The following is a 15,490-nucleotide window of genomic DNA, read 5'->3' on the forward strand; positions in this document are numbered from 1 at the left end:
GACCTGAGCAAGATACTAAAAACGAAGTATGTTAATGTAGCATGAATTAAAAAAACCAAACGTTTTATTTACCCATGAAAATAACAGCTCCAAAAGACAGACAAAAAGTGGCGCAGGAATCGGTCCAGGACCTGGCCCTTACTGCTCCAGCTACTATTATCAAAAAAAACCGTGTTGGCCGACCACGTTTAGGCACGGAGGCAGAACGCCTCGATCTTCTGCTCGATGCCGCGACGACGGTCTTTTTGGAAGAGGGCTACGGGCTAGCAAGCATTGCCCAGATTGCTCGCGCTGCCGGTGTGTCCACGCGTACCATTTACGAGAATTTTTCCAATAAGTCTGCACTTCTGATCGCAACGGTTAAACGATTAGTCGTCAATGAGCTGACCAAAGTCATTGAAGACGGCGTACTCGAGACCTGCACACCAGACGCGGCGCTCACCAGACTCGGCACCGTCATTCTGACGCGGGTCACTTCTCCGGATGCCATTAGGCTGTACCGCCTGGGTTTGGCGGAAGTTGCACGAAATCCAGATCTGGCAGAAACTGTTTATCAGGCTGGGCCGATGCATACTGAATCACTGGTTGCTGGTTACCTTAAGGCACAAGTCTGCCGCGGAACGTTGGAAATAGATGACCCAGTGAAAGCGGCCAGATTATTCATCGGCATGGTCACCGCAGCCCCGCTTCAAATTGCGTTATTTGGTTTAACGCAACGAATAGGCCAAACTGAACTAGACCAACATATTAAAAGCGCGGTACAGTTATTTCTTAGGGGCACATTGCCGCGAGAGAAATAATGGAAACTATGATGAGAGTCAAAACGCGAGCCATATAAAGAACCCATATGTCTCCTTCACCATGAATCCCCATTAATTCATTCCACCCGGCGCAAACATTCGCGCCTTTACCCAAGAGTTTAACAATCGAGCAATATTTTTCCACCCTGTTTTTATCGATCAATATGCCAGACCCAACATGCGCGAACTCCCAGACCTGATCGCTTGCGAAGGATGTGATGCTGTTTATCATAAGCGGACTCTGCACAACCGTGAGATCGCGGTTTGCTTGCGCTGTGGTACAGAACTGGCGCGCGATTCATCGCACACGCGAGCACGTATATTGCCGCTGGCTGTCGCTGGCCTGATCGTGTTCATCATTGCAAATGCCTTTCCGATTGTTGAAATTGAACTACAGGGACTGACCAATCAAACGACATTGTTTGGTGCCGTGCTGGCCTTAAGCGCGGAAGGCATGTCGCTGGTCGCTTTTTTAGTATTGGCAACCACTATCCTCTCGCCTCTTCTACAGTTGGTCATACTCATCTATTTGCTAGTTCCACGTTCAGAGGCGCTACAACCTCCCGTATTTCGCTGGTTGCTGCACACGATGCAAACGCTGCGCCCTTGGGGCATGATCGAAGTATTTTTACTTGGCGTGCTGGTAGCTATTGTTAAGCTGTCAAATATGGCCACCGTCCTACCGGGCATCGCGTTATGGGCTTTCGCCGTATTGACAATATTACTGGCAGCAATTATTTCATTTGATCCGCGCTACCTATGGCAAACAACGTCGCAATATGAAGACGGAGAAACGCCGTGAGTACGCCAATGTCATACCCAGCTGCGTCTGATGCCAGAGCCGAGATTAATGGCGGCGTTATAGACTTCCAGGATGAGGAAGAAGTTAGCAAAATCGCACTTCCAACTGCGGTCAGCCTTGGTTTGATTTCCTGCCATCATTGCGGCACAGTATGGAAAGAAGTAAAAGAACACGAACGCTGTGGCCGCTGTAAAGCCACGCTGCATACGCGTAAGTCAGATAGCATCAACTGCACCTGGGCGCTGCTTATCGCCGCTTGCATCATGTATATTCCAGCCAATCTGATGCCGGTCATGATCACCCGAACGCTTCTCAGCGTTCAGCATGACACGATCTTGAGCGGTGTCATTTATTTTTGGATATCAGGAGATTGGGAACTTGCCGGCATTATTTTTATCGCTAGTTTTTTAGTGCCGTTATTTAAACTAAGTGCCATGATATTGCTGACCATCACGGCGCAACGACAAAGCAGATGGCGTCGTTTCCAGCGCGCAAAGCTATATCGTATTGTGGAACTGATTGGGCGCTGGTCAATGCTGGACGTTTTTGTCGTATCGCTACTCGCGGGACTGGTGCAGATTAGTGGCTTCGCCAGAATTACCGCCGGCGTTGGCGTAGCGGCATTTGGCTCGGTAGTGATCTTGACCATGCTCGCCTCACTGACCTTTGACCCACGACTTATATGGGACCAAGGGGACCAAGGGGACCAAAATCCCGAAGAACCGCATCAGGATCGGACGCAAGACCAAGCTTCGGAAGTCACTGACATGGCAGACGCCACAGACAGACAAGAGAATAAACGGAAAGAACGCAATGACTGAAGAAAAAGAAAATCCTTCGCTACCCGACCTGCCGACGCCGCGGATGAAACGCCAGCGTAACTGGTTGCCGTCTCTTGTATGGTTGATTCCGATTGTTGCCGCCTTAGTCGGTCTGACGCTGGTGGCAAAAATAATCGTCGAACGAGGTCCGGTTATTACCGTCACGTTTATTACCGCAGAAGGTCTGGAGGCGGGTAAAACCAAAGTGAAATACAAAGATGTGGATATTGGGACGGTTGAAAAAATTACGCTTAGTAAAGACCACTCTCATATTATCGCGACAATACAATTACTTAAAGAGGCCAAAAGCTTTACCGCGATGGATGCCCGCTTTTGGGTGGTACGCCCGCGCGTTGCCGCATCCGGCATATCCGGCCTTGGCACCCTACTCTCTGGTGCCTATATCGGTGCCGATGCGGGTAACTCCACAGAGACCAAAGACGAATTTACCGGACTTGAAGTCCAACCCATCGTTACCCGTGACTCTACCGGCTTACGCTATCTGTTACATGCCAGCGATATTGGATCGCTGGATATTGGCTCGCCAATTTATTATCGCCGCATTAAAGTCGGCCAGGTCGCCGCTTACGATCTGGACAACGATGGCAAAGGTGTCACTTTACGTATTTTCATCAACGCTCCTTACCAGAAGTTTGTTGGCGCAAATACGCGGTTTTGGCATGCCAGCGGATTCGATATGCAAATTAGTTCCAGTGGGTTTAAACTTCGCACCGAATCGTTGGCAACGGTTGTTTTGGGCGGGATCGCCATGCAATCGCCCGACGATAATATTGGAACGCTGGCGAAAGAAAATACCGCATTTGGATTGGCAGAAGATCAAAGCGCCGCAATGAAACCAGCCGACGGCCCGCCTCAGACAGTCTTACTTTACTTTAACCAGTCGCTACGAGGACTATCGCCAGGTGCCACGGTTGACTTCCGAGGCGTCGAACTAGGTGAAGTCAAATCGATCGGAGTCGAATATGACACCAAAAAACGTGAGTTTCTGATGCCGGTACTCATCCAGATCTATCCTGAACGATTAGGACGCCGGATGATAGAAGACGAACGGGAATCCCCTTATACCCAGCAGCAACGGTTGCAATATATGATCAGTCGCGGACTGCGGGCGCAACTGCGGACTGGCAATTTGCTTACCGGTCAGATTTACGTCGCACTCGACTTTTTCCCCAAAGCACCGGCGGTAAAATTTGATGTCACAAAAGCACCATTAGAATTGCCAACCATTCCAAACAGCCTGGACGAAATCCAATCTCAAATCGCTGATATCGCGCGCAAATTGAGCAAAGTACCATTCGACCAAATTGGCACCGATCTCCAGAAAACGTTGGGAACACTCAATCGCACTCTGACCAATACGGAGAAATTAACCAACACATTGAACACCGATATTGCACCAGACGTTTCCGCAGCAATGAAAGATCTGCGCAAAACTTTGTCCGCTGCACAGCAAACGTTATCGTCGGACGCACCTCTACAGCAAGATATTCGTCAAACCTTGCAAGAACTATCGCGCTCGGCGGCTTCATTGCGGGTGTTAACCGACTATCTGGAACGCCATCCCGAATCTTTGATCCGCGGCAAGCAAGAGGACAAAAAATGACATTCCCCCTATTTCGTGCGTATCAACCCGCGCATCGCCTTGGTCTTAAGCACGCCCATAAATCTGCGTTTTATGGCCTCGCTGCCATCGCCGCAGTCACGATATTAGCCGGATGCTCGGTGACGCCAACACGGTTCTACACGCTCGCAACGCCATCCGCGGTTCGTGCATCCAAGCCCGTTGTGGCACAACAAAGCATCTACATTGAAGTGCCTGCGGTTGGCGTGCCAGAACGTCTGGCGCGACCGCAACTCGTGGTGCGTGCGCAAAATACCCGGGTCGATATTCTGGAGCAGGATCGCTGGTCATCGCCATTCAATTACGAACTCAGGGATGCGCTGGCAAGCGGACTGGCAGACCGACTGAGTGCGGTCGACGTCACCCGTGGCGGTCGTCCATCTGGCGCACCTGGCTATCGGATTGCGATTGACTTGCGTGAATTCGATGCAGCACCGGGGGATAAGGTTCACGCGTTATTCGGTTGGACCATCACACGCTCTGACGATGGCCGCAGCACTTCGTGTCAGTTAGCGGTTGCGGAACCAGTGAATGGCGGAATCGACGGGTTGGTTGCGGGTGTCCAGCGTGCGATAGCGGAAACCGTGGAGGCTATCGCGGTAGACGTGGGCACATTGGCAGCGGGTAATCCCAGCCGGTGCAAAAGTCTTTAATGAGATTGTTTTAGCCTGACCTTGCAAAAAAACTTATTACTAAAAAAACACGCAATGGAACGTCAGCAACTCCTTGCGTGCTTTTCAGTGGAGACGTGATGTTTCGCTAACTTAGCCGGTACTAGAGAGGGATTAGCGACTATTTTTTTGATCCGCTCTGACGATTCAATTGATCTAATATTTGATAAGCAGCGGTCACTCTTTGATCCACCGGATAGGACTTGTTTGCCAGGATCACAATCCCTATTTTCTTTGTCGGAATAAAAGCAGCATAAGATGAAAAACCATTAGTAGAACCCGTTTTGTTAATCAGCACATCTTTTTTTGGCTGCAACGGCGGATGCAAGGCCGTTGCTATAGATCCATCATAGACGAAGGACGCGGCGTTTCCAGCTAGTAATTTTTTCAGTTCCACCGGATAAGCATACTGTTCCCAGATCAAATCCTGCGTAAACTCGCCCGTCGTGAAATATCCTGTATGCGTAGCGGTCACTGCTCGCTGCAATGTGGCATCAAGGTGGATCACCGCCATATTGGCTTCAATAAATCGAATCAAGTCGGCAGAATCAGTTTTCACTCCATAAGCTTCTGACGCCAGAACGCCGGGATTCACTCTGACCGGCACATCCTTTGTTGTGTAGCCTTGCGCATAATCCTTTTGCTGATCTGCTGGCACATTGATATAACTGTGCGTCATCCCCAACGCAGGAAATAAATTCTTTTCAAGCGCATCTTCAAAAGACACGTTCATACTCTTGGCGGCAATTACGCCGAGCATGCCAATACTGACATTCGAGTATTTTCTGTAAGTGCCCGCGGCGTGCGTCGGCTTCCAGAGCTTCAAATAATCCATCAACTGGTCGGTATTATTAATACTGTCCGGCACTTGCAGCGGAAGGCCACCGCCAGTATGTGTGCCGAGATTAAGAAGACTGACGTTATCGAAACTGCTGCCTCGCAATGAAGGCAAATACTTGCTTGCACTATCCGTTAGCAAAAGACTGCCATTAATTTGCGCATAAGAAGCCAGTGTTGCCGTAAAGGTTTTGCTAAGCGACCCGATTTCAAAAAGAGTTTTGTTGGTAATGCGTTGCTGCGTCTCCTTTGAAGCCAAGCCATAGTTATAGAAATAACTCTCTCCATTAATCGTGACGGCAATCGCCATGCCCGGGATACTATATTTTTGGATGAGCGGCGCGACAGCATTGTCCACGACATCTTTTATGGTGGCTTGTTCGGCATTACCTGCAGCAAAACTGCTGTTTGCCAAAAAAAATGATAGAAAATATAAAATTTTTATCCTGCTTATTGCACTTCCACGCATAGGTTAAACACCCTTCAATTTCAAATAAAAAGATTTATTAAAAACGTCTCGCTGACATAACTCTGACGCAAAAGTGATCCTTTATCAAGATCGGAAATTCACCACTTTGCACAGCAAATCGGCAATATCCTCGCTTGCTCAACTTGCTCAACTCGCTAGCATGGATGAAGTTCAGATCAATCTAGTCAGTAATGAAATCCGCGCATAACCGGATTATTGACCAAGCCATTCATGAACCGGCGAATCATATTGATGACATTTTATTGCCGCGTCAGGGATGATTGGAAAGGCGCAGTTGGACTTTAATGATTATTGGCCAGTCTGGACCGGACGAAGCCTATATGTTCCCGGAGCACATAAAATTGATCGGCAAAAGCTAGTGGCATTTTCATCCGATTAACAGATTCTTCAATATGATCGAGCCGTTGCAGCATATCGGCACGCTCTTCCGGAGTCTGCGCGGTTGCCCCACGCTCGAGCGCTATCAACGAACCGTACCAGCGATAAATCCGTGATTTTATGCGCCAGCCATAGAGCAAAGGAACCAGACGAAATGCGGGGATCAGAAGCAATATCAACGGCAGCAATATCACCACAGTGCGATCAACAAGGCTAGCCAGCCAGTATGGCAATGTACGATAAAAAAATCCTTTACCTGACTTGTAATACCGCGTTGCATCGTCGCTGATCCGAAATTCGTGCGCCAGCGGAGCGGGAAACTCATTAGCGCGTTGCAATATGTTCGCACCGCTATGCACTTCCTTGAGGGCGTCAATGAGCAAGTCAGATAAGGCCGGATGCAAATCATCCCGTGCAATCAACTCAGCAGTCGGTGCTATGAGTTGAATATCGCGGTTAGGAATATTTTTTCCAAAATCGAATACCCCCTTAGGAATTTTCAACTCATTCAGATAAGCAAAGCGCCGCGCATAAGCACTCGCCTGGGCAAAATCCAGCAGGCGAATACCGGGCGCTCGCAGTAACCTACCCATAGTTGGCGGCGCAGCGGAGTCACCCATCAAGAATGCTGCATCGATCGTATCATCCGTCAGTGCCTTGGCCGCTTCATCCCCGCCCATATCCAACAGTGCAGTGTTGCCGCCCGGGACAATACCATTTGCCTTCAAAAGAGTGAGAGCGAGCACTCGCGATCCACTTCCTTGCAGACCGATTGCCACGCGCTTGCCTTTTAATTCGGATAGCCGATCAATGGATTTTTTGCCTCGATAAAATACCGACACCGGAACGTACGCAATACTTCCCAGCGACATCAAACGATCTGTCGACATATCTGCCGCCACGCCGCCTTGCACAAGTCCGATGTCGACGCCAGTGGTTGGATCGTTCAGTTTTCGGAGATTATCCAGTGATCCTTCAGACGTGACGATGATGAGCTTGACGCCGTTTCGGGCTAATATCTTGCGATATTTTTCCGCATCGTTCCAGAAATTACTATGCTCCGGTCCGGTCGAAATAGTGAGTGTTTTGGGCGGTGCCGGATCGATCAACCAGATCGCCAGCCAGATCCCGATGATCCCAAGCAAAACAATCGGACCGAAACTGATCGCAAGATCGCGCCACGAGATCGCGACAAAGCGCGTCTTGATGTTTTTAACAGATTGCTTATATTCAGATGCAGTGTTTGGAATCGCCATGAACCTATTTTAACGTTGAAAGCGTCGGTTGCAAAAATTGCGGTGCATTACTATCAACCAGCGGACGTCGCAGTGTGCCCCATGAAAGGCGGCCAAGCGGACACTGCACCCAACGATAAAACGCAGCACCAGCCAAAATACTTGCCATCCACGCCACCAGCATACCGATCGCTTGCAATAGCGGCCTTGTCGCAACAAAGCGGGTAAAAATCGCGTTCACAACCAAACAAACCGGAAAATGCACCAAAAATATACCATAGGAAATATTCCCACACCCGCGAAAACGCGACCACCATTGTTTTCCGACAATAATATTGGACTGACTGCTAAGCCGACTAATCCAAATTAAAGCACACGCAATGACCAAAGCAACCGCAATGCGGCTACGAAAATCGATGAGTAGCGCGCCGGTTGCTGGCAACAATATCGCCGTAAGCAGAAGCGCAACCGACAGTGGCCGACGCGCCGGATCGCGTGCCCACCAGGCAATGACGCCTAAACCGTAGCTTCCAAAAAAATATACTGCCCAGGAATCCCATCGCGCATCCCGATTAAAGTATAGAAGTGATAAACAAACGCCGCCGATGATCATCGCGGGCACAAGCCATGGCACGCTGCGCCGCGCAGCCAGCTTGCCCGCCGACCACAGCATCAGCGTTAACAAAGCATACAACTGAAAGTCAATCGCAACATACCAGGCACCGGCCGATATCGACTCATACCCTAATACGGTATGGAGTAACAGAACGTGCGCAGCCATTTGCGCGAACGTGGGCATTGCAGAGATAGAGGAATGCGTCATCCACACACCAGCCAAAATCGACGCGCCGACTGCCAATCCTGTCGCGACCATAAAAGGCGGCACTAAACGAATATAACGCCGCCATACCGTGTGTAACGGGTCGATGAAGCCCGGCGCACCTTTTGGGGAGAGCGATTTCGCAGCTAAAAACCCACTGGTCACAAGAAAAACCTGTACCGCGATCCGCGCGTAAGATTCCAGCCAACCGATAAAAGTGGGCGCGAAAGGTCTGACGTAGTCCGACATAGGGCCATAAAATGCCAAATGGTGCAGCACGATCAACTGTGCGGCGATGATCTTTAAGAAATCAATAAAGCCGCTTTGGAAGCCGTGGCTATTACTGTTTTTTAGATCGGAATTCGATGGCCCGGGCAAAGGCGGAAGATCGCGCATTTTTACTTGTTTTTATAACGACTGGGCGCTCATGATACTGTTTACGTTGTGCCTGTCTAGTAAATTAATTTTTACACCCGATATTTTCTGAATGACAATTCTTACTCATGAACAAGAATGGTAGGACGGGAGCAACATAACCATTAATATTCACCGCAAAATAAGTTGCACATTATGTTATACCTAGCCGGTTTGACCACGCACTAAGCCCCGACATTTAAGATGAACCCCGACCATTTACCCCTTTTAGTGAGCCGCGAAATGCCCTTCGGCAAATATAAAGGTCGCTTGATTGCCGATTTGCCAGGCCATTATTTGGGCTGGTTTGCGCGGGAAGGTTTTCCATCCGGGGAACTGGGAGGGCTATTAGCGCTGATGTATGAGCTTGATCACAATGCACTAAGGCATCTGCTTGACCCGTTGCGGACCACAGCCAGACAAAAATAACGCTCTCTCGGCCGCTATCGTTAACAACAGGCAATCATCAACGCGCCATGCCGCTGCGGCAGATTAACCCATGACGCGTAAAGAATCACGCCAATCCTGGTTTAACGTTTGGTTTCGATTTTTTTGCGGAATTCTCTGCGAACTATTGCATTTTGAAAACGTTGTATTTGCTCATCGGTGACAGGAACCAGCGGTGCTACGGGGATAGGCTTACGATGCTCATCGACTGCAACCATTGTAAAATAGCAACTATTTGCATGGCGAATCAAGCGTTTCTGGATATTTTCGGTGACAACTTTGATTCCGATTTCCATGGATGTGGTGCCCGTGTAGTTGACCGACGCCAAAAAAGTGACCAATTCACCCACATGAATCGGTTCGCGGAAAACGACCTGATCGACCGATAGCGTCACCACATAAGTAGCAGAATAACGGCTAGCGCAAGCGTAAGCCACGCTGTCGAGATACTTTAGTACAGTGCCACCGTGCACATTACCCGAAAAATTTGCCATGTCAGGCGTCATCAACACGGTCATCGTGAGTTCGTGCGAAGGAGAAGCGATCATTGTGAGTTCCGGGGAGGGAGAAGCATTCATAAAACCGTACCTTTAATAATATTGCGAATTCTATTGATATTGTTTAACACGCATACGAAGTTACTTTTTTTCATATTATGCCGCAGATAGCATGCCAAACATCGCAAAGCCACTGCACCGCGCTCAAAATTTCAACGGTTTCACATAACCGGTCAATTCAAAATAGCCGCGCCCAACCGGCTTGCCTGCCCTGCTGACCGTCACAGCGCCCTCCCAATAGACCGATCCGGTCGACTGTCGTGAATCCAGTTCCTGATCGTCTTGCAAGGGATTCAGCGCCCATTCAACCGTTCCTGTACGCAACACGGATTGCACCGGATAACTGGCATCCGTGCGTGGCGAGCGCCAATTGCGCTGCGGTAAAAACTGCACCTGATCCTGGTTAAACTGCGTCGTTTCTCCATTCGCCTCACGCAACACCGCATGCGCCCACACTTTGGCACCGTTGCGACTACGAATTTGAAATGCCATCAACGCCACGCCATCGTCCAGATTAGCACCCAGCCAATCCCAGCCAGAGGCATCGGCCGCCAACACGCTGGTCGACCACTCATGATCAAGCCAGGCCGTTCCCGTCACCACTTCCTCACGACCAGCGCGTCCAATCGTGCCACTCACACGTAATTGTGGTTCGCTATAGTAATAACTGGCCTGTGCCGGCAAAGGCCCCTTGCGAGAATAACCGTTCTCTCCTTGTAATAAAGGAGCTTGTGTTGGCGTCAAAGCAAACTTCAGGGTGAAATCCCGCGCCTCAACGGTGACTTGATACCTACCATCAACGCCGCGCACTAGTCGCCAATTATCCAGCGCCACATCAGTATTACCTTCTTTTGCATACGCAAGACCAAAACCGGCGCGGGCGCTCTTTTGATCATGTAACAACTTACCCAGACTAGGATCGGATAACGCGGCGTGCGCGATGATTAATTGGGTTGGCGCAAAAGCACTGGGGTTAGCATGATCGTTATCCGTGGCGGACCGAAAAAAAGTGATCTGAAATCCCAATGGCTTACCGTCCGGTTTGGTCAGCCAACCAGTGGCGTACCACCATTCCGTGCGAAAATCCGGATGCGCACCAGTATCGCGGGGCAGCGAGACTGCATGATCTGGTGTTACCTGAGAAAACTGCGGCGGCGCGGCATCTGCCATACGCATTGATGTCGCTACCGATACGGAAAACATCATGAACAAAACAGCTAACCAACGTTTGCAGACCGTGTGCATTACCAATCTTCCTTTACAGCGCGTACCGCATCAATAGCCACCGCCCGCAGTCCTGATACGACCGCCGTGATCGTGGCAGAAATCAGTAGCAACAGCGCGACCGAACCGAGACTAAGCCACGGCATATGTAGTTGCATGGTCCAATGAAACGACTGCGGGTTAACGATAAAAACAAGGATCAGACTGATTGTCCATCCCAGCAAGAAACCGACCGCAATCCCCGCAGCGGTTAGTAGACCACCTTCCACCGCCAAGACGCCCAAAATCTGCCGCCGCGTCACACCGACATGACGCAACATGCCAAATTCCTGCGTGCGAGCCAAGGTCTGCGCCGAGAAGGTCGCTGCCACGCCAAACAGACCAATTACAATCGCAACGATCTCCAACAAATACGTCACGGCAAAGCTGCGATCAAAAATTTTAAGACTAATGTCGCGAATGTCACCCGGCGTAGAAAACTCCAGCAACTTGCCAAATGACAACTTGCGCATTGCCGCTACCACCGTAGAGAGTTGAGCGCCGTGCTGCAGAGTAATCGCTGAATCCGTCGCATCATTATCCCCGCTCAGTCGACGATAATCGTTCAGTTGCAACTCAACAGTCCCGGTTTGCCGCGCATAGTCGCGCAAAATACCTGCAACCACAAAATGTTGTGCGTGCGCGCCAATCGGTAGTTGAACCCGCTGACCCAACTTGTATCCATAACTATCTCGCATCGCCTCAGATACCCAGATCGGTAACGCATCAGATGAAATTGCTGATGGAAGAATATTTTTACCGATTAATGGCAGACTTTGCGCTGGATCTGATACATCAATTTCACGCGCGACTAATGTCACAGGCGGACGCGCCGAATCGAGTGTCAAGGTGGAAGTGTGCGAAAACCTGGCGCGCTCAACACCTGGAATGGCCGCCAGCAAAATCTGCTCACCACGTCGCATTGATCCGGTATCGCCATTAGTTGCCGAGCGCACGTATAAATCGGCCGACAGCAATCCTGTCAGCCAGTCGTCAACCGACACCCGAAAACTCGACACCATGATCGCCATCGCTACAATTAAACTAAAGCTTGAGAGCACACCGCCCAACGCGATCGAAGCCTGACCCGGCACATTGGCAAGACGCGCCACCGCTAAAGTCCAGATGACACTACTATGGCCACTCACTTTTTGGACGACAGGAAACACCAGCGCCGATAATCGCGGCGTCAGCGCAATGCCGCCGATCAACAACAATGCCACAGCGATGTAACCGAAGATCGGCAGATCAAACAACGGCGGCATCTGCGTCAACAGCCCACCAACCATCAGGCACAGCAACGCAGGCCACGCCGTCGCAAGACGCCCTAACGCAGTTTCTTCGCTACCCGATTTTAGTGCCGCGGCAGGCCTCGCTCGGGATGCTTCGAGCGCTGGCACCAGACTGCCAAGTAGTGCAATACCAGTGCCAAGCAGCAAAAAAATACCCGCTGCGGGTGCATCGACCTGCACGCGTGGTTCTACGCCACGGAAAAAACCGCCACCCAAATCACCACCGAAAAAATGTAATGCCGCTGCCGCCATCACGTATCCCAACAGCAATCCTAAAAGCGATCCCAATCCTCCTAGCAAACCGCCTTCCAGCAAAACCTGACGCAGCAACTGACCACGTTCCAAACCCATCACACGCAATAATGCAAACTGCGCACGGCGTCGAATCACCGATAACGCCTGTGTCGAAAATACCAAAAATGCGCCGGTGAACAGCGCCACCAATGCCAGCACATTCAGGTTAACCCGATAAGCACGCGACATATTATTCGTGCGATCTTCCTGATCCTGATTTTCCTGAACCTGCAACCGGCCTTGCATCTGCGTCTGAAGCGCACGTCGAAATACCTCCCGATTGACACCGGGTGACAATCTCAGATCGACGCCCGACAATTGTCCTAAACGGTCAAACCGCCATTGTGCCGCGCCGATATCCATCACCGCAATGCGCTGCCCTTCCCTTGCTCGCACCAAACCGCCAGCGACGCGCAAATTAACTGTTCCGGTGCCATTGCGCAACGCAAGTTGATCGCCCGGCCGCACATTGAGCCATTCCTGTGCTGCTGTAGAGAGAAATATCGCATCGTCAGAAAGCGTATCAAATGGATGCGTCGGGTCCGGCACGCCGATTAAGTCAGGTGCAATAAGAGCGGCTCGAAAGACATCAATTCCCAAGACTTTCAATGCACTGCGCTGTCCCGGTACAGTGACATCGAGTTCCAATATAGGACTTGCCAGCGCCACCCCTTTTTCACGTGCAATGACTGGATACAAGCCCTCGTTGAAGAGCGGCTGCACGCCACGAATCTGGAGATCGGATGCACCAGAGAGACTCCTCGCCGCGGCCGAAAACTCGTTAAATGCCGCGCCATTAATTAAGTCGACGGCATAACCCAACGAGACCCCGAGCGCGATAGCAATGATCGCCACCAGCGAGCGCACCGGATGCGCGCGCCATTCAGCACGCAAGAGCCAGCGCGATAATAGACGGGTCGGACTGAAGCCAGACCGGAATCGGTCAATGGCGGGCGGTTTCTCAATCACTTGACTCATTGCCCGATTTTCGAAGAGGTCATGCCGCGACTCGCAAAGGATGCAAACCACTTGCAGTCAACTCAAGAATACGATCCGCGGTGGCGGCCGCTGCCATCGAATGCGTCACCATGATCGCCGATGCACCGTTAGCTTTGATTTCGTTGCGTAGTAAAGTCAACACATCATGCGCAGTTTCTGGATCGAGATTACCGGTTGGTTCATCGGCCAGAATAAGTTTAGGGCGATGCACTAGCGCACGGGCGATCGCAACACGCTGCATTTCTCCGCCAGACAATTGGCGTGGAAAGTCGTTACCTCGTCCCGCCAGACCAACCGCTGCCAGCATCTCAGTGGCACGTTCAAACCCCACCCCATTCAACAACAGCGGCAACGCCACGTTTTGTTGCAGGGTCAAATGCGGAAGGACATGAAAAGCCTGAAAAATGAAGCCGAGTTTTTTTCGCCGTAAGCGTGTAGCCGCATCGTCATTCAGACTAGACATAGCGACACCATCAATCAATACCGCTCCTGAATCCGAGACATCAAGCCCGGCGATCAAATTTAACAGGGTCGATTTACCGACGCCGGAATCACCCATCACAGCGACGTATTCTCCGGGCTGAAGCACAAAGTCGAGATGCGCCAGAACGGTGCGTCCATGACCATAAGATTTTTGCAAACCGCGACATTCCAGCGCGGGAACCGTGGCTTTATTCATAGTTACGCATAGACAGTGTTAATTCTATTGGCATGACATCTAACAAAGATTGAATTGTGTGGAAAATAGAAATAGGAAAATGTAAGCGCGCATTAGATAAACTTATGCAATCACTATGAGTGTAGCGGATTCGGCGCAAAGTCACCGGCCGCCGAATTTAAGCGATTAAGACTAATCACTATCACCCAAATAGTACGCACCAATTCACCATTTCAGGGACCTGTTCGGTTATTTGCTTACTTTTCGAAACGTCAGATTGATACGAAACGCACCCGTCAATGGATGCACCCCGTCTTTGATCGGCAACACGCCGTGAAAATACAGTCTGGCCGGACCGCCCCACACCACCACATCCCCGTGCGTCAACTGCACGCGCAGTGGTTTGTCCTCACGTCGCAGCCCGCCAAATTGAAAATTTGCCGGAAGACCCAATGAAACCGAAACGATAGGGGCGCCCAGATCGGGCTCGTCCTTGTCCTGATGCAACGACATCTTTGCACCCACCGCATAGCGGTTAATAAGGCAGGCGTCCGGTACAAAACTCGGATATCCGGCAGCAGTCGCCGCCTCTATCCCCAATCTGAGTAACGCGTCTGGAAGCGGTGGCCATGGCAATCCTGTCTGTGGATCTGTAGTGTTGTAGCGGTAACCAGTTCGATCTGCCAGCCAGCCAAATCCCCCGCAACTCGTCATCGCTGCCGACATCTGAAAGCCACCCGGCGTCACCATGTGACGAAACGGTGCTTGTCCCACAACATCAGTGAGCGCCGCAAAAATCACGGTTTCATAGGTCAAAGCAAAGTGTCGAAGCACCACAGCACCGGGGCAAATTGTTTCTTTCCAGACACGGCTTTGCTCTGCATGGTCGAATAAATTCAGCGTCATGATCAATCCACTTGTTTTCGTTACAAATAGCACCAAGGCACGATAGAAAGATGCGAATCGACCAAAAGGAGCATTTTCAATCTTACCAATAATGATAAAAGAATTTTACCTCCGCTTTATACTTAGCTCTCGTGCATGACATCAGAACTCATTTAAAAATATTT

Annotated in this window: 14 protein-coding genes; 6 read left to right on the forward strand and 8 right to left on the reverse strand. The window is 50.5% G+C overall.

All coding sequences use genetic code 11. The features are described 5' to 3' along the window. Positions 1-74: 74 nt before the first annotated feature. From RGU75_RS21440 to RGU75_RS21460, 5 genes are all read left to right on the forward strand, one after another. Positions 75-800 carry a TetR/AcrR family transcriptional regulator gene (locus RGU75_RS21440; RefSeq protein ID WP_322239474.1) on the forward strand — a complete coding sequence of 242 codons (726 nt, stop codon included), beginning with the start codon at positions 75-77 and terminating at the stop codon, positions 798-800. Between the two features lie 178 nt (positions 801-978). Further along, positions 979-1,602, forward strand: coding sequence for a paraquat-inducible protein A (locus RGU75_RS21445; protein WP_322239476.1), 624 nt, complete (start codon positions 979-981; stop codon positions 1,600-1,602). Further along, positions 1,599-2,423, forward strand: coding sequence for a paraquat-inducible protein A (locus RGU75_RS21450; protein ID WP_322239478.1), 825 nt, complete (start codon positions 1,599-1,601; stop codon positions 2,421-2,423). Before RGU75_RS21445 ends, RGU75_RS21450 begins: the two co-directional genes overlap by 4 nt. Then, complete coding sequence (locus RGU75_RS21455) at positions 2,416-4,047, forward strand: intermembrane transport protein PqiB (RefSeq protein ID WP_322239480.1); 1,632 nt, start codon at positions 2,416-2,418, stop codon at positions 4,045-4,047. Before RGU75_RS21450 ends, RGU75_RS21455 begins: the two co-directional genes overlap by 8 nt. After that, positions 4,044-4,718 (forward strand): PqiC family protein, encoded by a 675-nt coding sequence (locus RGU75_RS21460; RefSeq protein ID WP_322239482.1) that lies wholly within the window; start codon positions 4,044-4,046, stop codon positions 4,716-4,718. Before RGU75_RS21455 ends, RGU75_RS21460 begins: the two co-directional genes overlap by 4 nt. Before the next feature lie 139 nt (positions 4,719-4,857). On the opposite strand, the gene ampC is transcribed toward RGU75_RS21460, so the two are convergent. From ampC to RGU75_RS21475, 3 genes are all read right to left on the reverse strand, one after another. Continuing rightward, a complete protein-coding gene (gene ampC / locus RGU75_RS21465) occupies positions 4,858-6,042 on the reverse strand; it encodes a class C beta-lactamase (RefSeq protein ID WP_322239484.1) in 1,185 nt (394 codons plus the stop codon). Between the two features lie 302 nt (positions 6,043-6,344). Continuing rightward, complete coding sequence (locus RGU75_RS21470) at positions 6,345-7,697, reverse strand: TAXI family TRAP transporter solute-binding subunit (protein ID WP_322239486.1); 1,353 nt, start codon at positions 7,695-7,697, stop codon at positions 6,345-6,347. Positions 7,698-7,701: 4 nt separating this feature from the next. After that, positions 7,702-8,892: an acyltransferase gene (locus RGU75_RS21475; RefSeq protein WP_322239488.1), complete on the reverse strand. Its 1,191-nt coding sequence runs from the start codon at positions 8,890-8,892 to the stop codon at positions 7,702-7,704. A 222-nt stretch (positions 8,893-9,114) separates the two neighbouring features. On the opposite strand from RGU75_RS21475, the gene RGU75_RS21480 reads away from it, so the two are divergent. Next, positions 9,115-9,339, forward strand: coding sequence for a DUF3820 family protein (locus tag RGU75_RS21480; RefSeq protein WP_322239490.1), 225 nt, complete (start codon positions 9,115-9,117; stop codon positions 9,337-9,339). A gap of 101 nt (positions 9,340-9,440) precedes the next feature. Here the strand turns inward: RGU75_RS21480 and RGU75_RS21485 are convergent, their stop codons facing one another. The 5 genes from RGU75_RS21485 to alkB form a co-directional block, all read right to left on the reverse strand. Continuing rightward, positions 9,441-9,935 (reverse strand): acyl-CoA thioesterase, encoded by a 495-nt coding sequence (locus tag RGU75_RS21485; RefSeq protein WP_416186838.1) that lies wholly within the window; start codon positions 9,933-9,935, stop codon positions 9,441-9,443. A gap of 123 nt (positions 9,936-10,058) precedes the next feature. Beyond that, positions 10,059-11,159: a lipocalin-like domain-containing protein gene (locus RGU75_RS21490; RefSeq protein ID WP_416186839.1), complete on the reverse strand. Its 1,101-nt coding sequence runs from the start codon at positions 11,157-11,159 to the stop codon at positions 10,059-10,061. After that, a complete protein-coding gene (locus tag RGU75_RS21495) occupies positions 11,159-13,741 on the reverse strand; it encodes an FtsX-like permease family protein (RefSeq protein WP_322239492.1) in 2,583 nt (860 codons plus the stop codon). Before RGU75_RS21495 ends, RGU75_RS21490 begins: the two co-directional genes overlap by 1 nt. 19 nt (positions 13,742-13,760) lie before the next feature. Beyond that, positions 13,761-14,441 (reverse strand): ABC transporter ATP-binding protein, encoded by a 681-nt coding sequence (locus RGU75_RS21500; RefSeq protein ID WP_322239493.1) that lies wholly within the window; start codon positions 14,439-14,441, stop codon positions 13,761-13,763. Between the two features lie 228 nt (positions 14,442-14,669). Beyond that, a complete protein-coding gene (gene alkB / locus RGU75_RS21505; protein ID WP_322240721.1) occupies positions 14,670-15,329 on the reverse strand; it encodes a DNA oxidative demethylase AlkB in 660 nt (219 codons plus the stop codon). Positions 15,330-15,490: the final 161 nt, after the last annotated feature.

The organism is Glaciimonas sp. CA11.2 (assembly GCF_034314045.1).
Taxonomy (GTDB): Bacteria; Pseudomonadota; Gammaproteobacteria; order Burkholderiales; family Burkholderiaceae_D; genus Glaciimonas.

Bases quoted from the DNA above. Each gene is read 5' to 3' on its own strand.
- RGU75_RS21440 (WP_322239474.1), top strand. From the start codon at position 75: ATGAAAATAACAGCTCCAAAAGACAGACAAAAAGTGGCGCAGGAATCG.
- RGU75_RS21445 (WP_322239476.1), top strand. From the start codon at position 979: ATGCGCGAACTCCCAGACCTGATCGCTTGCGAAGGATGTGATGCTGTT.
- RGU75_RS21455 (WP_322239480.1), top strand. From the start codon at position 2,416: ATGACTGAAGAAAAAGAAAATCCTTCGCTACCCGACCTGCCGACGCCG.
- RGU75_RS21460 (WP_322239482.1), top strand. From the start codon at position 4,044: ATGACATTCCCCCTATTTCGTGCGTATCAACCCGCGCATCGCCTTGGT.
- ampC (WP_322239484.1), bottom strand. From the start codon at position 6,042: ATGCGTGGAAGTGCAATAAGCAGGATAAAAATTTTATATTTTCTATCA.
- RGU75_RS21470 (WP_322239486.1), bottom strand. From the start codon at position 7,697: ATGGCGATTCCAAACACTGCATCTGAATATAAGCAATCTGTTAAAAAC.
- RGU75_RS21475 (WP_322239488.1), bottom strand. From the start codon at position 8,892: ATGCGCGATCTTCCGCCTTTGCCCGGGCCATCGAATTCCGATCTAAAA.
- RGU75_RS21480 (WP_322239490.1), top strand. From the start codon at position 9,115: ATGAACCCCGACCATTTACCCCTTTTAGTGAGCCGCGAAATGCCCTTC.
- RGU75_RS21485 (WP_416186838.1), bottom strand. From the start codon at position 9,935: ATGAATGCTTCTCCCTCCCCGGAACTCACAATGATCGCTTCTCCTTCG.
- RGU75_RS21490 (WP_416186839.1), bottom strand. From the start codon at position 11,159: ATGCACACGGTCTGCAAACGTTGGTTAGCTGTTTTGTTCATGATGTTT.
- RGU75_RS21495 (WP_322239492.1), bottom strand. From the start codon at position 13,741: ATGAGTCAAGTGATTGAGAAACCGCCCGCCATTGACCGATTCCGGTCT.
- RGU75_RS21500 (WP_322239493.1), bottom strand. From the start codon at position 14,441: ATGAATAAAGCCACGGTTCCCGCGCTGGAATGTCGCGGTTTGCAAAAA.